Consider the following 21,324-nt stretch of genomic DNA (forward strand, 5'->3'; position numbering starts at 1 on the left):
GTTGCGGCCTCAGGCGCGCTTGGCAACAGCCACCGGCAGCGAGCGGCCCTCGCCCTGCTCTTCGGCCAGGCGCGTGACGAACTCGTCGACGAACACGGCCATGTCGGCGCCGATGGCGTCCGAGCGCGAAGCGAGCCAGTTGTAGCCGAACAGCGCGGGAATCGCGACGCCCAGGCCGGCCGCGGTACACAGCAGCGCGGCCGCCATGCCGGGGGCCACCGAGTTGATGTCCACCGCGCCGGCCATCGCCGCCACCACGAACACCAGCATGATGCCGATCACGGTGCCGAAGAGGCCGACGTAGGGCGCGCCCTCGATGGTGGTCGAGAGCCAGTTCATGCGCTTGGACATGCGCTCGGTCTCGCGCACCATCACGCCGTCCATGGCGGCGCGGATGGCGCCGATGGTCGCGCTCGACACGGCGCTCAGGTCGTAGCCGCGGTCATGGCGGCGGCGCATCTCGTCGATGGCCACTTCGTACAGGCGCCACAGCGACGAATCGGCACGCACCTCCTGCGGCACCGTGTTGCTCACGGCCAGGCGGTCGAGCGGGGCACCGGCGGCTTCGCGGAAGTGCTCGATGAAGGCCGCGTTGGCGCGCGAGGTGGCGCCATAGCTGCGGCCCTTGCCGATCATGATGGCCCACGACAGCACCATCATCAGGCCCAGCAGGCCCACGACGACCCAGGCATCCAGCGGCATCGCCGCCAGGATGAAGCCGAAGTGGCTCTTGCCGGCCTGCTGCTCGTCGGCACCGAACACGGTGAGGCGAGACTCGGCGCCCTGCGACACGGCATCGGCCAGCAGCAGCGCGTCGGCGCGCGCCACCTTCGAGAACCGCACTTCGTCGATCGCACCGGTGAACGGCGCGAAGGCAGCGGCAGCCTGCGCACCTTGCGCAGCGGGCCCGCCAGCCGGCGCGTCGGCGCCAAGGGCACCCGCGGTGTTCAGCGCCGGCAGCCGGGCCGCCAGCGACACCGTGGGCCGGCCGCCCACGTACAGCGCCAGGCTGTCGCCCTCGGCCTTGACGGCCAGGTGCGACCACTGGCCGGCCTGGATCGGCTGGCCGGGCGTGCTGCGCTGGCCGTTCACCTGCACGAAGGGCACGCCCTGGTCGATGCCGACGACGAACTCGCCGGCGCCGTCGCGGCGCGCATAGATCGCCTGGCGCGCGCCGAGCTGGTCGGGACGGACCCAGGCCGAGAAGGTCAGCGAACCGCCGGCCTGCACGGCGAGCGATGACGTCGCGGGCAGCATCAGCGGGCCGCTGCCCAGCTGGGCGCCCTTGCCGATCACCGTGCCCTCGACCGGCACGGCCGCGGTCTGGCCGTTGTTGCCGTAGGCGGTGGTGTCGCGCGGCGGCACCGCGGCTTCGGCGAAGTGGTAGACCAGCGTGTAGTCGGGGTCGAAGCTGCGCTGGCCGTTGCCCGAGGCGGGGGCCTTCGGATTGCCGTAGTACATCCACAGCTTCTGCGGCGTTCCCGCGGACACGTTGGGCACGTCGACCCAGATGAGCGCCATGCCCAGCAGCGGATCGAACTGTTCGATCTGGTGGTTCAGCACGGTCTTGTCGTCGGCCGCGACAAAGCGCAGGTCGGCACCGGTCTCGCTCACGCCCTCGAACTTGAAGTTGCCCGTGTGCAGGCGAACCAGCACCGGCACACGGCCGGCATCGCTGCCGATGGCCCCGGCCTGCGGACCGCCGTCGATGGTGACGGGTTTGCGGTAGGACCACTCGGCTTGCCACCAGGCATGGGCCAGGCCCGGCAGGAGCGTGCTCAGCAGCGTGAGCACGATGAAAAGGATGCGTCGCATGACAGGGTTCTCCGGAAAGCTCGTAGAGAGACAAGAAATGAAGGAAATGGAAATTCGCGGCTGCGGAAATCAGTAGCTCGCGGTGAGGCTGAAATTCACGCGCGTGTCGTGCTTCTTCGTGCGCGGACCGTCGACCAGCGGATAGCCGATGTCGACGCGCCCCGCGAGGTACTGCCCCACCTTGAAAGTGGTGCCCAGGCCCACCGAATACAGCGAGAAGCGGTCGTCCTGCTCGGGCAGCGGGCTCTTCAGGCGCAGCCGCGCCGCATCGGCAAAGGCATAGACGCGCCAGTTCTCGACCGTGCTGCCGAGGAAGCTCAGCGGCTGGCTGCGCAGCTCGAGCGAGCCGACCACGCCGTAGTCGCCGGTGGCTTCGGCCGAGAGGTAGCCGCGCACCGAGTTCATGCCGCCGCCGGCGATCTGCTCGCTCGACACCAGCGGCGAATCGGTCATCTGGCCGTTGAAGCGGAAGGCCACCTGCTGGCCGCCGTCGAAGGTGTGCGTGCCGTTGAGATCGGTCTTCAGCACCATGAAGCTCGGCGAGGCCTTGTAGCGCTTGTAGTCGAACGCGGCCCAGTCGCTGCCGTACTTGAACGAGCTGCTGGTGCCCACCACCAGCGAAATGCCCACGCCGTACTGGCTCTTGTCCGATTGCCTAAAGCCCGTGTACGACAGCGTGATCGGCGCGTACTTGAGCGGCACGGTGTCGGCGCTGCCGTTCAGGCTCAGCGCCTCCTTGTTGTTCTTGAAGTCGACGCCGACGCTGAACGCGTGCCACCAGTTGCCCGCGTTCGGCACGGTGTAGGTGGCCTTCAGGCCGATCGAGTGGCCCTTGCCGAGCACGTCGGTGCCGCCCACCGTGGCCACGTTGCTGTCTGACACGAAGGCGCTGGCCTCCAGGCTCCAGTGGGTGCCCGGCAGCGGCGCGGCATACGAGGCCGAGATCACCTGGGTCTGGCTGAGGTCCTGCGGCGCGCCGAAGAAGCTGATGGAGGCGCTGTGGCCCAGCTGCCAGAGGTTGTCGTGGCCCAGCGAGGCGGTGGCGCGCAGCTTGCGCGTGTCGGCGCTGTAGTCGTTGTTGAGGCCGAGGCTCGCGCGCCACGGGCTCGAGTCCTGGACCTTGAGGTCGACGTCCATGGTGCCCGGCATCGCGCCCTGGCGCACCAGCGGCATCACCTGCCGCCTGGGGCTGCGGTTGAGCGCGGCGAGCTCGGTCTGCGCCTTGTTGAAGTCGGGCACGCCGCCCTCCTTCAGCGCGGGCACCTGGTCGCGCACGTCGAGCGGCGAGTTGTACTCGGCGCCCACCACGCGCACGCGGCCCACGCGGGTCTCGTTGACCTGCAGGAACACCACGCCCTGCGTCACCTGCTGCTCGGGCAGGTCGACATACACCGACTGGTAGCCCGCCGCCTGGTAGGCCGCGAGCAGCGCATCGCGCGCGGCCTCCACGTCCTTCAGCGTGCGCTCGGGCCCGAGGAACGGCGTGACCGCCTTCTCGATGGCGCGGGCGTCCAGCACCGTGTTGCCCCGGACGATGTACTCGGCGATGTCGACCTTGCGGGCCGGCTCGGCGGTGGGCGGGGACGCCTGGGCCAGGGCCGCCGCCGGGGCGCCCCATGCCATCACTGCCAGCCACACCGCTCTCCAGCACATCGGTGGGCCGTTCTTCTTCATGTCATGCATTTACAGCTCGGTTCTCAAGGATGAAGCTCGCTTGCAGCGGCTCATGATGGAGAGCCTTCATGTCGCTGCTGCGTACCGTTACCTAGACGCGTGGCGTACGCAACGACTGCCGTTTGTCACGAAAACTTCATCAAGAAAAAAGGCCTCCCCTGCGGGAGGCCTTGGGCCGCGGGCTCGCGTAGCCGGTTGCTCAGCGCTCGAGCCCGCCGCGCTCGCCCGGGGTCAGCGACTGCATCTGCGCAGCCGTGAGCGTGCCGGCGCCGAGCACCTGCACCACGCCCTGCGGGTCGTAGGCGGCGCGCGGGTCCCGCGGGGGCGGCGCGCTGCTGTTGCCGCCCTCGCCCGCGCCTTCGTTCCCGAAACCCAGCACGCGCACCGTGAACACCGAGGGCAGCGCCTGCCGCTGCGCCGCGCGCTCGCGCTGCACCGCATCCTGCGCGGCGGTGGCGGCCTGCGACGCCGCCGCGCTGGCATTGGAGAGCGCGCCCACGTTCACCGCCGCCACCACCGGAATGCCCACGGCCTCGCCCTTCACCTGGATGTTCTCCGCGTTCACCACGCGCAGTGCCGCCAGGTTCACGTTGCCCGAGACGCGGATGCCGGCCTCGCCCGCGTCGATGGTGCCCAGCGGCGCGATCAGGTCGATGTCGCCCGGCGGCACCTCGGGCACCGGGTTCAGCGTGGCAATGCCCGCGCCGGTGTTGGGCGTGGTCGGCGACAGCGTCACCAGGCCCACGTCGTCGTAGACGCGCCGCTGCGGCGTGTAGACCACGGACGACTTCGAGCCGCGGCCCGCGTTGATGTCGCCCTGCGCGGACCACGCGAGGATGTTGCCGCCGAAGGTGGTGAAGACCCGGCTCTGGCCCAGCAGGATGCTGCCGTTGGAGAAGATCTCGATGTCGCCCGCCCCCTGCGTGAGCACGCCCGACCCCTCACCCGGCACGAAGCCGCCGTCCACGCCCACCAGCGTGCGCCCGCCCGGCACCATCGCGCGGATGTCGCCGCCAAAGTTGGTGTGGATGCCCGCGTCCTGCACCTGGTAGTGCGGCGTGTCGTAGGCGGGCCGGCCGAGCGCGATCCATTCCGCCTCGGTGATGTACTTCACGCCGGGCTTCGGCCGCGTCGTGGGCACGGCATTCGTGCGGTCCTCGTAGTAGAGCGCGCTGCTGAACATCGTCAGGTCGCCCTGGTAGTCGATCGCCTTGCCCTCGGCGTCATGCGTCGGGAACAGCGTGGCGATGGCTTCGCGCCCGCGCAGGTAGCTGCCCTCGCGCGGTCCGCCCGCGGCGTTGTACTCGCGGCCGGCGGCCTTGAGTTCGGCGTAGTACACCGGGCGCAGGAAGGCGCGCTGCTGCTCGGCCGGCAGCGCCGCGAAGAAGGCGCGCGCGTCCATCGAGGCGGCGTCGAAGCGCAGGCCCAGGCCGTTGCGCTTGCCGTCGCCGAAGCGCTCCTCGAGCCAGTTGACCAGGTGCAGCTGGCTGCGCTGGCCGTACTCGCGCTGCAGGTCGCGGGCCGGCGCACCGCTGCCGTCGGCGGCCCCGGCGCGTGCGCGGTCGATCTCGGCCTGCTTGCCCGCCAGGTAGGCCGGCGCACCGGCCTCGTCGCCGCCATAGCCGAACTGCTCCCGCAGCCACTGCGCGAGCGTGAGGCGGCCGCTGTACACCGCCACGGCACGGCCGGGCTGGTCGGCCAGCGGCCGGCCCGCGTCGGCCAGGTTGGCGGGGTCCAGGTAGCGCGCCGCAAAGGCCGAGAAGTCGAGCCCCCGGGCGCCCACGCCCGCGGCCACCGCAATGCCCGCGCCGCCGCTGCGCTCGCCCGGCGCGGCGTTCCTCGCGACCGCGCCGATGCTCTTGAGCTCGCCCTTGTCGGCCAGGTACAGGTCGCGCCCGGCCGTCACTTCGAGCAGGCCGGGGCCGGCCACGTAGAAGCTGCCGTAGCGCACGTCGCGCCCCGCAGACACCACGGAGACGTCGTCCGGGTTGTTGTGCACGATCAGGTTGCCGCGCGCGGTGCCGAGTTCGACCGCGATCGGCTTCAGCGGCGCGCTGGCATCGGCGCGGTTGATCTGCGTGGTCCAGCCGAGCGCGCCGACCGGAGCCTCCTCGTACTCGCCCAGGCCGGTGCCCGCGTTGACGATGTCGCGCCCCGCGCGCAGCGCCACCGGGCCCCCGCCTTCGTACCAGGTGGGCAGCTCGCCGGGCACGCCGTTGCTGCTGCCCCGGCCGCGGTAGACGATGGCGCCCGTGCGCACGCCGACCAGGTCGCCCTCGAGCGCATAGAAGCGCGCTGGCTGCTGCCCGGGCACGCTGTGGCCCGACACGCTCGGCGATCCGAGGCTGAACAGCGGATAGACCTGGTTGCCCTCGCTGGGCCGGAAGGCGTTGAGAAAGACGGTGGGCGCGAGCGCGTCGGGACTCACGTTGCTGAGCTTGCGCATGCCGAACCAGGTTTGCTCCAGGCTGCCGCTGAAGCCCGGGTTGAACGGCGTCGGCAGCTCGGCCGGGTCGGCACCCGACTGCGTGAAGCTGTAGCCCCCGGCATAGACCGAATCGCCCGCCATGAGCTCGAGCTGGCCCGCGCCCGCATGGGCGAATTGCGGCCCCGCCGGCGGGGGCGCCAGCATGACGCCGGTGCCCGGCTGGATCGGCTTGTTGGTGCCATCCACGGCGCCGGTGATCGAGTTGCCGTAGTAGAGACTGCCGCTGGCCGCGACCGCGCGGAACATCGAAGGCACCACGAAGCGGCCGTCGGTCGGCTGGGCGTCGCCGCGGTCGCGGTAGCCGGCGATGGCGCTCGACGGCACCAGGTTGCCGCCCGCGCTGAACAGGTCGATGCCGCTGGCCGGGGTCCACAGCGAGAACCAGCTGTAGCCGTCGCCCGGGCGCTGCACGCCTTCGCCCACGAAAGGCGTGCCGTTGTTGAACTGCGCCACGCGGCCAGCATCGGCCACGCCGCCCAGCACCAGGTCGCCGCGCGCGTCGATCTGCACCGCGGCATCGCCAGGCACCAGCATGGGCCCGCCGCCCGCGATCGACGAGGTGGCGGTATAGACCTGGTAGGCGCGCGATTCCTCGGCATCGGCGCGGTCGAAGCGCAGCTCGATGCCGCCGACCGAGCCGGCCTGCATGCGCAGCGCGCCGCGCAGGTTGACGAAGGTGCTGTTGAGGTCGGGCCGCGCGCCCTGGTAGGTGGTCCGCGGCGTGATCTCGGCGCTGTTCGGGAACGCGCGCAGTTCGGCCACCGGATTGAGCCCGCCGCCGATGCGCACGTCCAGGTCGCCGCCGCCCGTGAGCGTGAGCTGCCCGCCGTCGGCCGAGACGCGGCCGGTGCCGCCCACCACCAGGTTGAGGCCGGTGCTGCGCGACACGAAGTTGCCGGCCAGGTCCATGCGCCGGGTCAGCATGCCGGCGTCGCCGCCGGCCTCGAGCACGAGGTTGCCGCCGCCGAGCGTGCCGATGCCGGTGAAGCCGGTCATGAACGGCACGGTGCCGAACAGGTCGTAGGCTGTGGAGGGGCCGGGCACGTAGCTGCCGAAGTTGATCCACCATGCGGTGGGCACGCCTTCGCTGCCGGGCACCGCGCTGCCGGTGCCCTGGCGCCACAGCCAGTTGCCCACGTCGGTGCTCGCGCCCATCGGACGGATGACGCCGATCGCGTCGGGGCGTGTCTGGTTGCTCGGGCGGCCGATCAGGTCGCCGCGCACGTCGCCCTGCGCGCGCACCAGCACGTTGCCGCCGTGCTCCGGGTACCAGGCGCGGTAGAGGCTCTGCGCGCCGCCGTCGACGAAGGGCTCGTAGGCCGCGCCGTCGGGGCCGAGCACGGTGTCGCCGGCCCGCGCGCGCGGCAGGTTGTAGGCCGCGCCAACGTTCCTGGACTGCGTGCCCGCGGTGTACACGCCGTAGGGCGAGCTCATCGTGAAGTCGCCGCCCGCGAGCAGGTCGAGGTCGCCGGTGCCGGTGCGCAGCACGCTGAAGAGCTGCTGCGTGGCCGGCAGCGGCACGGTCTTGGGCGCTGTGCCTTCGGGCGCCCAGGTCACGAGATTGCCGAGGCCCAGGTCGTTGAACCCGAGCACCGCCTCTTCGCCGCCCCATTCGTCGAGGTTGATGAGCGTGCCTGGCGCATAGCCGATCTGGTTGAGCGAATCGCCCATCCAGTAGAACTGCCCGGGCACGCCCGGCGTCGGCAGTTGCAGCGCGAGGCCGCTGCCCATGCCGTAGTGCGTGTCGGCCAGCAGCAGCTGGCCATTGGCATGGCGCGCACGCAGCGCGCGGGTGTCCGCGGCGCCGGTGTCGGCACCGGCCACGAGCCGCATCGACCACGACTGCGATCCTTCGGCCAGCATCGGCGCCAGCGCCAGGTTGCGGCCCTGGTCGCCGCCGGCGCCGGCCGGACGCAGGTTGACGAAGTCCACGTCGCCCGGCAGCTTCACCAGGGTTTCGGCCGGCACCACGGCGCCCTTGGGCAGCTTGAGCGAACCGGCCAGGATCACGCCGTTGGCCGGCTGGTCGGGCAGGCCGTCGCCGTCGTAGTCGGGGCTGGGCGTGTCGTTGATGGCACCGACCGGGAACGGCAGCGGCACGCCGGCCGGCCAGGTCATGGCCGCGACGCGCGCGCCGCCGGCCAAGCGGTTGCCGGCGTCCAGCTTCATGCCGCTTTGCAGCGTCACGGCCGTGGCCAGCACGGTACCCGCCGCATGCAGCACCTGGCCCGACGCGTCGCGCACCGCGCCGCCGAGCACGGTGCCCGCGGGCAGCACGTAGTCTTCGGCGAGCGTGGCGGTGGTGGCCAGCACGGTGCCGGCGCGCAGGCTCATGGCCTGCATCGGCAGCGCGTAGTTGAGGGTGCGGCCCGGCTGGAAGAAGGTGCCCTCGGCCAGTTCGACCATCTCGCCGCGCGGCACCACCACGTCGCCGCCCCAGGGCACGCGGCCCTTGATCAGCACCCAGCCGCGGTCGCTCGGCGTCGGCTGCAGCACCGAGGTGTCGAAGCCATCGGTGATGCTGCCGTACACATGGAGGTTGCCGCCCGCGCGCAGCACCAGCGCGCCCGATTCGCCCGAGCCGTGCACGCCGGTCTGCTGCGTGTGCGGGTTCACGCTCGCATAGCGATGGCCCGACAGGTCGATGTCGCCGTCGATGTGCAGGTCGCCGTCAGGCGTGGCGCTCACGATGGCCACGCCCGGGCGCAGGTGGAAGGCGTCGCCGTAGGCGCGCAACCCCGCGAGCCGGGTGTTCATCAGATCGCCGTTGCCGCGCACGTTGCCCATGAAGGCCACGCTGTCGGCATGCTTGGCGTCGAGGTAGGCCTGGTTCACCACCTGGTAGGGCCGGCCATCGGCCGCGGCGTCGGTGCCGGGTGCGGCGTCCTTGTAGGTCCAGAAGCCGTTGACCGTGACGGCGCGCGCACCGTCGATACGCACCGCGCCGCCCGCGTCGATGGCGATGTCGTTGCCGCGCGCACCGCCCAGGCGCTGCGCGCTGAGTTCCACCGTGCCCAGTGCCTGCGCCGTGCCGTCGGTGCCGGCGCGCACGTCCATGCGCGCGCCGCTCTCCAGCACAAGGCGGCCGCTGCCCGCGTCGATCTCGATGACGGCGCGGTTGGGCGCCTCGATGGCCTGGCCATAGCTGTCGGTGCGCAGCACGCGGCTGTGCGCGTCGAGCACGGCCGCGCCGCCGATGGTGACGCCGTCGCGCGCGGCCAGGCGGATGCTGCCGGCCTGCTCGCCGCTCGCATCCACCATGCCGTTGACGGTGAGCCGGCCGCCGTCCACCGACACGCTGATCTCGCGCGCCCGGAGTTCGTCGCCCACGGCCAGATCGCCTTGCTTGAGCTGGAAGCTGCGGCTGCCGATGACGCCGCCGTCGGTGAGGCGGTGGTTCAGCCCCGCGAAGTCGTCGATGTGCTGGCCGCGGATGTCGGCGCCGCCGGCCGCGTACGGCACGCGCGTGCCGCCCGCGTCGTAGCCGCCGCTGCTCGCGCCCGCGATGGTGCCGTGCAGCGCGACCGTGCCGGCGCCCTCGCCCAGTGCCAGCACCGTGAGCTTGCCTGCGCGGTTCTGCTCGGCCGACAGGTCGATGCGCGAGCCGGCCGACTGCCGCACGTCGCCCGCGCGGCTTTCGAGGATCGCGTCGCCGCCCCAGCTGTACTTGGGCACGTCGAAGAAGTCGATGCGGCGGCCTGCAAGGTCGAGCTGCGCACCGTCCTCCAGCCGCAGGTCGCGCCCGGCCGAGGCCGTGAGCTTGCCGCTCGGCAGCGCGATGCGGCTGGCCAGCGTGAGGCTGCCGCCGGCGTCCAGGCCGATCTCGGCGCCGAGCGCATCGGCCAGCGCCTGGCCCGAGAGCGCGGGCGCCACGGCGCCGTCCGGCGCCGCGAGCACGATGTCGCCGCCCGCCTTGATCCTGTTGACCGAGCCAGCCTGGCCGGTGAGCAGCGGTGTCTGCATGCGCAGGTTGCCGCCGGTGAAGGCGTGGCCCTTCAAGGCATCGTCCCAGGCGCCCTGCGACTGGTAGACCGAGAGCGAGCCCGTGTGGTTGGCCGTGATGCGCTCGCTGGCATTGAACACCACGTCGCCGAAGCCGAGGATCAGCCGGTCCACGCCGTGGATGGTGTCGGGCCGGCTGCCGGGACCGTAGCCGAACTCGATCTGGTTGGCATCGATCTGCAGCCGGCCGCTGCCCGTGCCCGCGCCGCCGGCCGCCACCAGGCCCGGCGAGGTGGTCGCACCGTTCCACACCAGGATGCCGGTGTGGATGCGCGCGAGTGCGTCGGCATCGCCTGCGCCATAGATCGCGGGCGCGCCGAGCACCAGCCGTTCGAGTGACGAGCGGCCGGTGGCCGGGTCGATGGTCGAAAGCTCGACCGAGTCATGGAAGTTGACGGCGTCGCGCGCGGTCAGCACCAGGTTCTCGAGGGCGGGCGCGCCGCTCGAGGTGTCGCCGCGCAGCAGCCGGTCGAGGATGCCCTGGTTCAGCGTGAGGCCCGGCGGCAGCGCGTTGCGCGCGGCCGCATCGGCCAGCGCAGTCTCGCTGCCGACGTTGATGCCGCCCACCGACAGCACGAGGTTGCGCGTGCCGTAGCGTGCCGCGTCGCGCATCTCGAAGCTCTGGTCGGTGGAGGCCGCGATGGTGCCTTCGGAATAGAGCTGCGCGATGCCCCGGCACAGCGAGCCGGTGGCGCAGGCGCCGATGTCGATGCGGCCCGCGCCGTCGTCGGAGGTGCTGAATTCCGGCGCCAGCAGGTCGAGCCAGCCGTTGGACACCGCCAGCACGCTCGACGTGCCCGGTGCATAGACGAAGCCGTCGCGCGAGTCCCAGGCCGCGCGGCCGCGGCCCAGCGTGTTGATGCCCGCGCCCTGCTCGACCACGATGGCGCCGGCGTTGGTGTTGGTGACGAGGTAGACCTCGCCGGCACGCAGCACCGCGCCTTCGCGCAGCACGATGCTGCCGGCGCCGGTGAGGAAGCGCGCGATATTGGCGCGCTGCGAACTGCCGGTGTAGTCCGTGTACGCCACGTTCGGCAGGCCCCCGATGCCCAGGCGCGGCGCGCCGATCGCATTGAGCGCACTGGCGTGCACCGAAACGCCGGTGAAGCCCGGCGTGGGCGCGGCGCCGTCGGCCAGCAGCTCGTAGTCCATGCGGTAGCCGCCCGCCAGCAGCGCGCTGCCGCCGAAGCCGCCGGCCGCCGGCGTGTAGTCCACCTGGCCCGCGAAATGCAGCGCCGGGGCCTCGCCGATGGCACCGAGCCGTTCGGGCGCGGCCAAGTCGAAGCGCAGCATCTTGGCATCGCGCTCCAGCAGCGGCCGCGGCACGCCGTTGCGCTCGGCCTGTGCGATCGCGAAGCTGGCGTAGCTGGTCTCGTTGTATTGCGAATAGCTGCGCAGCGTGTCGGCCGGGGTCAGGAACACTTGCGTGGGCAACGTGTCGCGGATGGCCGTGCCTGCCGTGCCGAACTGCGCGGCGGCCGCGTAGGAGCCGTTGCGCATGGGCACCGTCAGGCCCGCGGGCGGAAGGTTCGGCGCCAGGCCGTTGAGCTCGACGCGGAAGGCTCCGGGCAGCAAGGCGAAGGTCGAAGGCAGCAGCGTGTAGGTGCCGGCGGGCAGGCCCGGCACGCCCGCACCGATGGTGATCTGGCGGCCCAGCGCCGGATCGCCCGCGCCGTGCTCGTTGACCAGCGGCGCGTAGCCGGCCTGCGCGCCGGGCACGATGGCGTACACCGGGTTGGTGGCCAGGCCCGGCAAGGTGAAGCTGCCGCGCGCGCTGGTCTGCACCAGCGGATTCATGCGCGCGTCGGTCGAGCCGCCGCGGCCCACGAGGAATGCGGCACCCGTGAGCTCGCCGCCGCCGCTCAGGTCGATCACGGCGCCTTGCTGCACATTCACCGCATGCGCCGCCAGCGTGACCGAGGGGTCGTTGCCCACGCCCTTCCACACCACGTCCTTGCCGTCATGCACGTAGCTCAGCCCGTCGAGCGTGCCGCCGTAGGGCATCGTGAGGCCGTTGGCGCTGACCGAGGTGACGCTGCCGGGCAGCAGGTTGATCCGGCCCGAGAGCACCGGGGCCGCGACCGCGCCGAGCACGATCTCGCCGAGCGGCGCGCGCACCACGCCGCCCTGGTTCACGGTGGCCGCCGCAAAGCTCAGGCGGCCGAACACCGAGTACGGTTGCGCGGGCAGCGCGGCCGAGGGATCGATGCGCTCGATGTCGAGGCTGCGCGCCGGGTCGAACTCGCGCTGCAGCGTGCCGTATTCGTTGAACGCACCGCGCTCGCCCACCACGAAGCTGCCGCTGTCGTTCATGGCGGGGTAGATCTGCGAGGCCGCCAGCGTGAGGCTGCCGGGCGTGTAGAACGCCGCCGCCTGCGACAGGCGCAGGTCGCCGCCAGCGCGCATGACGATCCGGTCGAAGGCGGCGCGCTCGACCGCCAGCGGATCGCCCGCGTTCTGCACGATGCTGCCGCGTGCGCCCGTGTTGACCTGGCCGACGATGTCGATCAGCTGCGCGTCGAGCGCGAGGCCCGAGCCCTCGGCCACCAGCGGCAGGCCGAGTGCGCCGGCACCGGCGCCGCCGTTCCCCGAACCACGCACCGGGTTCGGCATGATGTGGTGCTCGGCCTGGCCGCGCGTGCTGCCGGCCAGCCGGATGGAGGGCGCGGCCAGGCGGACCTGCGTGCCCGCGCCGCTGTCTTCGCCGAGGCCGATCGCGCTGGCCGTGAGATGCAGGCTCTGGCCCAGGCGCAGGTCGACGTTGCCGTCGAAGCTCACGAGGCCATTGGCCATGAGCGAGAGCTTGTCGAAGCCGCCCGCTGCAATGCGGTCCACGCCGATGCGTGCGCGGCCATAGGCCAGCGCGGCCTCGCGCTCGCCGGGCGCAAGGCTGGCCGAGAGCCCGCTCTCGCCCTGCACCTGCGCAAGCACCAGCTCGCGCGCCACGCGCACCGCGTCGTCGACGTTGATGCCCTTCAGGTCTTGGCTGCCGACCGGGCCGTAGTTCGGCGTCTCGAGGTTCAGCGCCAGCGTGCCGCCGGCCGCGCCCGCGCCACCCGCCGCGGCGCGCATGCCGCCGTCCAGGAACAGCCCGCGGTAGGAGCTCAGCGAGATCACGCCGCCATCGGTGGCCACGTCGATCGCGCCGCGCCCCGGCAGGTCGAGCCGTGCGGAGGCACCCGAGGCATCGAGCCGCGCACCGGGCCGCAGGACCACGAAGGCGTCGGCCGCATCGACCTCGCGCGCACCGGCAACGTGGGCCGCGCCGATCTCGATGCGCCCGCCCTCCCCCACGTGGCCGTAGACGCGTCCGCGCGAATCGACGGCAGTGGTGGCCCGGCCCGCGGCGTCGAGCACGGCCTCGTCGCCGATCCAGATCGAGGTGGCATTGGCTGCGCCGGACGGCCGGTTGGCATCGTTGCCGGTGCCGAAGGCACCCGGGAGCACGCCGATGCGTCCGCCCCAGGCGTTGAGCGTGCCGTCGATGGTGATCTGCCCGTTGCCCGTGAGCGTGAGCGAGCGGCCCGGGTCGACCGAGATGGTGGCGCCATGGCCCACCACCAGCGGCGCCTGGCTGTACACCGAGCCCGCGGTGAGCGCCAGGTCGGCGCCGGCGCGCTGCGTCAGCACGCCCCTGCGCGGATCTTCCTGCCACAGCGGCGGCAGCCAAGGCTGCAGCACCGCCGACGGATCGGCGCCGGTGGCCGTGGCCAGAGCGGCGGCGGGGTCCGCGCGCAGCACCGGCATGGCCACGTCGATGCGCGCGCCACTGGCCACCTGCACGCCCTGCTGGGCGCTCACGGCATAGCGCGAGAAGCCGCTGCGGAACAGGCTGTCATCGAGCACCAGCAGCGGCTTGACCGCCACGTCGGCCGGCAGCCGGTTGCCGGCCATCAGCAGCGCGCCCTCGCCCAGCACCACCTCGCGGCTGAACGGCGTGCCCGCAGCCACCGTGGTGGTGTAGTCGGGCACGGGCATGCCGTGGGGGAACGCGTCGGCGGGCACCACGTAGCCGGGGGCCATCGTGCCGTTGATGTTGACCAGCTCGGTGCCCGCGGGCACGGTGCTGCCGCTCGGATAGAAGGTGCCATTCCTGGCGTAGACGTACACGTATTCCCAGGCCACTGTCGCAGCCGGCACCACCCAGTCGGCCGCGAGCGTGTAGCTGCGCGTGGCCGTGAACATCGGCATGATCTTCAGCGCCTCGCCCGGCGCCACGGTGTTGGCGATGTAGCTGAAATCCTGCGGCAGCACGGTGCCCGCGGGGATGGTGAAGGCCTCGGCCAGCGTGAGGTGCACCGGCACCGCCTCGCCCGCCGACAGCCGCCCCGCGTGGGCGAGCAGGCCACCGCCGATCGCAATGCCGATGCCGGTGTCGATCGCGAGCGTGCCGCCGCCCTTGAAGCCGTGGCCGCGCAGCTCGCCGTCGAGCAGCAGCGCGCCCGCGCCGCGGCCGGTGCTGTCGTTCTGGCTGGAGCGCAGCGTGATGTCGCCGCCGCGGCCGCCCTGCATCGAAGCGTCCGCCATCAGGGCGGCGCCCGAGGAAGTGTCGATCACCGAGCCGGCGTGCAGCCGCACGTCGCCGGTGCTGGCAATCGAAACGCTGCCGCCGTTCATGTACGGCAGGCCGCCGATGTCCGTCGGATCGGTGCGCAGGTTGGTCCACAGGCCGCGCGTGTCGAGCGTGACGCCTCGGGCCACCGTCACGCCCGGCGTATAGCCCTCGGGCGGCGTTGCGGCAACGGGCTGGTCGAGCCAGTTGGTGGTGCTGCCGGCCTGCAGGCGGCTGGTCATGTTGCCCAGCGCAATGCTGCCGCCGCGCGCGGAGAGGTTCGCGTTGACGTCGACCTGCGTCGCGTGCAGCGCGATGCTGCCGCCGTGGCCCACGGCCATGTCGGCGTCGACGCTGATGCCGCCCAGCGCATAGGCCCTGAAGCCGCCCAGGCGCAGGCCGTTAAGCCAGCCGGCGTCGATGCCGATCTTTCCGTCGAGTTCCGCGGGCAGCGCGTCTTCGAGCTGCAGGTCCTGCGCGATGCGCTGCACCACGCCGATGTCGATGCGCTCGGCCGCGGCCTGCGGGCTGTCGCGCAGCGCGCCGGTGTTGGCATCGAAGGCCGGTTGCAGCTGGCCGATGACGAGCTGGCCCGCGCGCGGCGCCGCGGCCTGGGACTGCCGGTAGCCGTCGAGCGCGGCGTCCGGCGCATTGCGCTGGCGCTCGCCCTGGAACACCGTGGCCTCGATGTGGCCTTCGAGCACCGCCGAATTGGTGCCGACGATCACGCGGCCCGCGTCGCGGCCCACCGTGTAGCCGTTCTCGAGCCGCTCGCGCGGGGCGATCAGGGGGTTGTAGAAGAACTCGGTGGTGTTCTTGCCCCAGCGCTCGTGCGGGTTCTCGAAGCCGCGGTACACGCCGGCGTAGAGCATGTCGCCCGGCGCGCTCGACAGGTTGTAGAGCCGGCCGTCCTTGCCCTTGAGCCAGCTCTGCCTGAGCATGCCGGTCTGCACGTCGAGCGAGCCGCCCGAGACGTTGATCGCCGAGCCGGCGCGCGTCACGAGTTCGCCGCCGCCGAAGGCCACGGTGCCGCCGGAGGCCGCCCATTCGCCGATGCCGTGGCCGCCGGTGTTCAGGTAGCCGCTGACTTCGAGCAGCCCGCCACCGGTGTACCAGCGGTCGGTGGCATAGCCGTTGGTGCCGGCAGGCACGCGCACCAGGTAGCGGCGGTCGATCCAGAGGTTGGCGTTGTTGAGGTTCCTGCTGTCGCGGTTGCCCGGCGCATCGCGCTGCTCGTTGCCCTGGACGTTCACCTCGACGTTGTTCGACGCCATGGCCACGCTCACGCCCACCGCACCCGCGACGTCGATGGCCGCGCGCTCGGCCAGCTGGATGCGGCGCGCCGCATTCACGTTGACCTGCCCGCCGGTGGCCAGCGTCATCGAGTCGGCGTCGAACGCGACGTTGCCGGTCGAGGCGATCTGCACCAGCGACTGGTCGCGCCGGTTGTAGGCGCCGTCCGAGAGGACGACCGACTCCTTCACCAGCGTGTCGCGCTGCACGTCGAGTGCCGTGGCATTGCTCTCGTCGAGCAGCACCGCGCTGACGCTGCCGGGCGCCAGCGTGACGCGCGCATCCGCATCGCCGGCCGCGCTCAGGTGCAGCGTGCCGCGCGTGTTGACGCTGGTGCTCGACACCAGCACGCCCGCTTGCTCGACCGTGTGGCCGGTCAGGGTGATGTCGCCGGTCAGCGCCTGGATGAGGCCCGTGTTCGAGACCCGGCCGGCACCGCTTCCCTCGTTGCGCGCCACCACCACTTCGTTGCCGCGCGTGCTCGACTGCAGGTTGCCGTCGGTGCCCAGCCCCTTGCGGATCACGAAGCTGTCGCCGGCCGCCAGCGTGGTCTGCCCGCCCGGCGTGACGATGGTGCCGCGGTTGTGCGCCTCGCGCCCGGCCAGCAGCACATAGCCGCCGCCCTCGGTCACGGATTGCGGCCTGCGCGTCTCGATGCGCGCGCCCGCCTCGACGATCACGTCGGCGGTGGCATTGCCGTTCGACGTGCTCGTGGGCGTCGCCACCAGGTCGTTGGCCAGCGTAGGCACGTGGCCCGTGCCCAGCGCCTGGCTGTAGATGCCGCGATGGAACTGCGCATCCGTCATGCCCACGGCCGAGGCCAGCAGGTTGCGCGTGTTCACCTGGCTGCTGCCGCTGAACACGATGCCGTTGCGGTTGACGACCATCACCGTGCCGTCGGCCTGGATCTGTCCCTGGATCTGCGAGGGGCGCGCCTTCGGATCGTTGACGCGGTTGAGCACCGCCCAGCTCGGCTGCTGCTCGAACCGGAGCGTGGTGTTGCGCCCCACGTTGAAGGTCTCCCAGTTCAGGATGGCGCGCTCGCCGGTCTGCGTGACGGTGACCTGCGTGCGGCCGTCGGGCTGTGTCGTCTGCACCGGTGCATTCGCGTTCGCCCAGCCCGCCGTGAGGCTCGCGGTGTCGACCCGCAGGCCGCCCTCGGCCAGGCCGTCCGGCACGCTCGACCCGCTTGCGAGCGCCGCGCGCCGTGCGGCCTCCTGCGCGGCCTGCTGCGCCGCGATGCCGCGTGCAGCCAGGTTGAGGTTGCCGATGGAGCGCTGCAGCTGCTCGTTCGCGCGCTGCTGCTGGGCCTGCGGGCTGGTGAGCATCGATGCCGGCATGCCGTTGGGCAGCCGGCCGGTGGCGATGGCGGCGTTCTGCGCCATGTTCTTCTGTGCCATCCATGCGCCGCTGAAGGCTTGCTGCGCATGCGCGCCGGAGGCCGTGGCGCCGGCGGCCAGCAGCAGCGCGATGGCGTGGACCAGCGGTGTGAGCCGGACCTCCGGAAAGGAGAAGGATGGATTCGTGTGGCGCCGGGACACCGTGCTGCTGCGTTGCATGCGGACTTCCATGGGTTCGTGTTTCTTCATTGCTCGATCGCTGCCACGAAGCCCGCCCGGAAGTCGGACGGCCCGTGGTCTACCGAGCTATGACAGCGAAGCCCCACCGCGACTGCACCATGTCACGAAATCTTCACACGGGCGGTGCCGGCCTCAGGCCTTCGCAAGGCCCAGCAGCACGATGCCGCCCGGCAGCTGCGTGAGCTCGGCGCCATACACGTCGCGCACCAGGACGGCCACATCGTCGAGCCGGTCGATCGAGAAACTCGCCTGCACCCTGCTGCGGCCCAGCGCCTCGCTGGTGAGCACGAGCCGGCCATGCCGGTAGCGGTTGACTTCGGCCACCACGTCGGCCAGCGGCACCTGGTTGAACACCAGCTGCCGGCGCCGCCATGCGCTGACAGGCCCGGTGTCCACCGGCACTGGCGCCACCAGCCCCGCGGCGCCGTAGCGCAGCTGCCGGCCTTCGTCGAGCCGCACCTGCCGCTCGCCGCGAGCCACCTCGACCTGGCCCGACAGGCAGGTGACGCACACCTCGCCGTCCAGGTTGCGGATGTTGAAACGTGCCCGCACCGCCGTCACCGTGCCGCCCGCGGCCGACACCGTGACGCGCGCCACGGCCGCGGCGCCGGTCAGCACCTCGGCCTCGCCGGCCAGCAGCTCGATGCCTTCGCCGCCGCCGGCTCCGGGCTGCAGGTTGACGCGCGTCTGCGTGTTCAACTGCAGCACCGCGCCATCGGCCATGGCCACCTCGCGCTGCTCGCCGGTGCCGGTGCGATAGTCGGCGCCCCATTCCGCGACCGGAGCCCACAGCCCGAGCGGCGGCGATACCGCAAGGTAGGCGACCGAGGCCGCCACGGCCCCGCCCAGCAGGGCGCGGCGGCCGGCGACGGGCCTGCGCCCGTGCGCGCCGCGCTGCTCCTGCCGGCGCACCCGCAGCGCGGCCGGCGCCATCGCCTTCCAGACTTCGCGGGCCTGCGTGAAGGCGGCCGCATGCGCGCGGCTCTGCGCGCACCAGAGGCGAAAGGCCTGTGCGTCCTCTTGCGTCGCCTGGTGCGAGCCCAGCCGCACGACCCAGGCCTGCGCTTCGCGCTGCAGGGTGGCTTCGGCCTCGGCGGACTTTTCGGGTTGTTCAGCTGCCATCACGCTTAGACTGTTTTCCGGCGCCGGGACCGAAGCGCTGGACGAAATCTCTTCCCAGCCGCTCGCAGCAATGCTCCAGGCCGGCGCGCAGTTCCTTCTCGACCGTGCGCGCCGACACGCCGTAGCGCGCGGCAATGTCCTTGTGCGGCATCTCGTCCACGCGCGCGGCCAGCACGATGGCGCGGCGGCGGCGTGGCAGTTCGGCCAGCGCACGCTCCAGCGCCTCCAGCTCGTTGCGGGCCTCGGCGCCGCGCGCCGGGTCGGCCATCTCGTCGGCCATGTCGTAGAGCGCCTCGACCTCGCCCACGCTCAGCAGCCGCGAATTGCTCTTGCGCTGGTCTTCCGCCACGTTGAGCGCAATGCGGAACAGATAGGCCGAGGGATAGCGCACGGCACTGCGCACGTTGGTGCTCTCCACGCGCAGGTAGGCCTCCTGCAGCGCATCGTTGGCCAGGTCTTCCGAGCCGAGCCGGATCTGCAGGTGCTTCCTGAACTGCGCATAGCGCGCGAGGAACAGCGCGCGCAGGGTGGCCTTGACCGAATCGGGCATGTTCGCGGCCTGCCCTCAGCCGGCGCCCGCAGCGCGGTAGCGGCGGCAGTCGCGCGCGGGATCGGCGCGCGGCGTCAGCAGGATGGTGACAGGCTGCGCCATGCCTGGCGGCGGCGGTACATCCAATGCCATGGCGCGCAAGCTCGCGAGCACGGCCGCATCGCGCGGCGCCAGGCCGCTCCCCTGGAGCAAGCGGGCGTCGCTCACATCGCCGACCGGATCGATCCACAGCTGGATGCCGAGGCGATAGCGGCCGAAAGCATCCGGCTGCACGATGCAAAGCACGCGTGTGATCGAGGCCTGCAGCACCGCTGCAAAGCGAGCCTCGGCGCGCGCCGTTTCGCTGGCCGCGCCGCCGGCCTTCGCCGCGTTGCCGCCGCCGGAGGGTTCAGCTTCGGCGGCCGGGACAGGCACCAGCGTCAAGGCATCGCTGCCGGTGTAGCGGGCCGCCAGGCCGGTGCCGGCGAGCATGCGCTGCAGTGCCTCGCGCGGCGTGAAGTCGCCGTGGACCGCGGCAGCCTCGCGTCCGGCCGTGAGGCTGCTGGCCACGAGCACCGAATGCCCCGTGATGCGGCCGAAGACGGAAAGGGAAATTTCCAGCGGCTGCGCCGGCAGGTCGAAACGCATCGCGGCGCCTTCCGCAGCGGCGAGCCGCGCGCCCATCATCAGCGCCATGACCAGGCACCAGGACAGTGTCAGGGCACCGCCCGGTGCGGAAGTACGTGTCATTTGGCGGAAATCAACTGCGAGAAAGTCTTGGGAGGTTCGGCCGTCCGCCTTGCGGCCTGGGTGAGCGTGCGGGCGAGACTAGCCCGGGCGCATGACCAAGCTGTGACGTTTGGTTTGCATTCGGCGCGCCGTCTTTCCCCTGACTTGCATGCGGCCTAGACTGCCGCATTCCCGGCGATGGAGGCGAGCAGATGCGCATGGTTTTCTTGTATGGCGCTGCGGCCCTCGCGGCATGCGGCCTTTGCGGCAACGCCGCGGCACAGGCTGCATCGCAGGCAGGCGATGCCGGCGTGGACAGTTGCGTCGAAGTGATGGTCAACGGCGAACGCGCGCCTTCCTATGCCTGCCTCACGCAGAAGCTGAGTCCCGCGGCCCCGCCGCGCGGCGCCGGCGACGCACCGCCAGGCATGGCGTCGGAAGCCATCACGCAGCGGCCATCGAACCAGCTGGGCCTGTTCAACCGCGCCGCGACCGGACACCGCATGGGCAATACCTTCGGCACCTCGGTCCATCCGCAGCGCCCGCCGCCGGTGGCGCCGTCTTCGCCGTTGATGAACCGGCCCTGAGCACTGCAGGCCGCGGCTGCTTCACTCGAGCGCGACAACGCGGCGGAAGGTCCGGAGGTCGCCGTTCCCCGCCGCGCGGATATCGAACACCAGCTCCAGCCCCGTCGCGGGCGACCGCGCTGGCGCAGCCGCTGGCAGGTTGCGCCATCCCTGGCCAGGCTCCCATGCCCGCACGCGGGACATGGCGACATCGTCCAGCACCGCGATGCGCACGGCGGCATCCGGCGCCGGCCCATGGCGCCGTGTTCTCCGCGGCGGCCTGCGGCGCATCGGTGGCGCGCAGGGCCAGGTCGCGTTCCAGCTGGTCGAGCGCGCGCAGCAGCCGGGCCATGTCTTCGGTCCGCTGCTCCAGCACGGCCATGATGGTGATGGCAATCATCACCTCGACCCGCGTGAAGCCCGCTTGGGCCTGCCGCCGTCCTCCGCGAGATACACCTCCACCGTCACCGTGCGCAGGCCGTCGATGGCGGCGCTGGTCTCGAGCCGGCAGACCAGCCGCACGCCGCCCCGCGGGCAGTCGCTGCGGACCACGCCCTGGCCATCGGCGCGCTCGACAGCGCAAGCATGCCGGTTCCCAACCATCGGCCTCGCGACTGGAACGACCTGGTGCGGCCGAGCGCACCTCGCGCGGAATTCGTGATCACCCTCGATGAAACGACATCCTCGTTTCAACCGCGCTGGCCGGGCCAACCCGACTCGGCGCTGTGGGCTTTTCCGGATGTTGCCGCGGCCGGCGATGCAGAAAAGGCCGCCCATCTGGCGATACAGACGCTGTATGCACTGCGCCGGCGGCTGGAACTGTTTGTCAGCCTGCCGCTCCAGGGCACGGATCGCGCCGCCATCCGATCGGACCTTCGGGACCTGGCGCACATGAGATAGCGCCCGGGAGAGGCGCCCGTGCCGGCCTGCAATCCCTGCCCGTCATTGCGGGCGTCATACACCCGTCATGCCGG

9 protein-coding genes are annotated in these 21,324 nt (G+C 71.8%); 2 read left to right on the forward strand and 7 right to left on the reverse strand.

Translation table 11 applies throughout. The annotated features are described in order from the left end of the window. Nucleotides 1-9 precede the first annotated feature (9 nt). The 6 genes from RZE77_RS30250 to RZE77_RS30275 form a co-directional block, all read right to left on the reverse strand. On the reverse strand, nucleotides 10-1,815 hold the full coding sequence (locus RZE77_RS30250; protein WP_319443379.1) for a DUF2341 domain-containing protein: 1,806 nt from the start codon (nucleotides 1,813-1,815) through the stop codon (nucleotides 10-12). A 69-nt stretch (nucleotides 1,816-1,884) separates the two neighbouring features. Next, nucleotides 1,885-3,498: a ShlB/FhaC/HecB family hemolysin secretion/activation protein gene (locus tag RZE77_RS30255; protein ID WP_405547975.1), complete on the reverse strand. Its 1,614-nt coding sequence runs from the start codon at nucleotides 3,496-3,498 to the stop codon at nucleotides 1,885-1,887. A 190-nt stretch (nucleotides 3,499-3,688) separates the two neighbouring features. Beyond that, nucleotides 3,689-17,383 carry a filamentous haemagglutinin family protein gene (locus RZE77_RS30260; protein WP_319443381.1) on the reverse strand — a complete coding sequence of 4,565 codons (13,695 nt, stop codon included), beginning with the start codon at nucleotides 17,381-17,383 and terminating at the stop codon, nucleotides 3,689-3,691. Between the two features lie 153 nt (nucleotides 17,384-17,536). Beyond that, nucleotides 17,537-18,526: a FecR family protein gene (locus RZE77_RS30265; protein WP_319443382.1), complete on the reverse strand. Its 990-nt coding sequence runs from the start codon at nucleotides 18,524-18,526 to the stop codon at nucleotides 17,537-17,539. Further along, nucleotides 18,516-19,076, reverse strand: a complete 561-nt coding sequence (locus RZE77_RS30270; RefSeq protein WP_124959626.1) for an RNA polymerase sigma factor — start codon at nucleotides 19,074-19,076, stop codon at nucleotides 18,516-18,518. Before RZE77_RS30270 ends, RZE77_RS30265 begins: the two co-directional genes overlap by 11 nt. Nucleotides 19,077-19,091: 15 nt before the next feature. Further along, complete coding sequence (locus RZE77_RS30275) at nucleotides 19,092-19,805, reverse strand: secretin and TonB N-terminal domain-containing protein (protein WP_319443383.1); 714 nt, start codon at nucleotides 19,803-19,805, stop codon at nucleotides 19,092-19,094. A 191-nt stretch (nucleotides 19,806-19,996) separates the two neighbouring features. Here RZE77_RS30275 and RZE77_RS30280 point away from each other — a divergent pair, with 191 nt between their 5' ends. Continuing rightward, on the forward strand, nucleotides 19,997-20,371 hold the full coding sequence (locus tag RZE77_RS30280) for a hypothetical protein (RefSeq protein WP_319443384.1): 375 nt from the start codon (nucleotides 19,997-19,999) through the stop codon (nucleotides 20,369-20,371). Between the two features lie 21 nt (nucleotides 20,372-20,392). On the opposite strand, the gene RZE77_RS30285 is transcribed toward RZE77_RS30280, so the two are convergent. Beyond that, nucleotides 20,393-20,584: a hypothetical protein gene (locus RZE77_RS30285; protein WP_319443385.1), complete on the reverse strand. Its 192-nt coding sequence runs from the start codon at nucleotides 20,582-20,584 to the stop codon at nucleotides 20,393-20,395. Nucleotides 20,585-20,935: 351 nt separating this feature from the next. Here RZE77_RS30285 and RZE77_RS30290 point away from each other — a divergent pair, with 351 nt between their 5' ends. Continuing rightward, a complete protein-coding gene (locus RZE77_RS30290; protein WP_319443386.1) occupies nucleotides 20,936-21,250 on the forward strand; it encodes a hypothetical protein in 315 nt (104 codons plus the stop codon). Nucleotides 21,251-21,324: the final 74 nt, after the last annotated feature.

Source organism: Variovorax sp. SPNA7, from assembly GCF_033807855.1.
In the GTDB taxonomy this organism is placed as follows: Bacteria; Pseudomonadota; Gammaproteobacteria; order Burkholderiales; family Burkholderiaceae_C; genus Variovorax; species Variovorax beijingensis.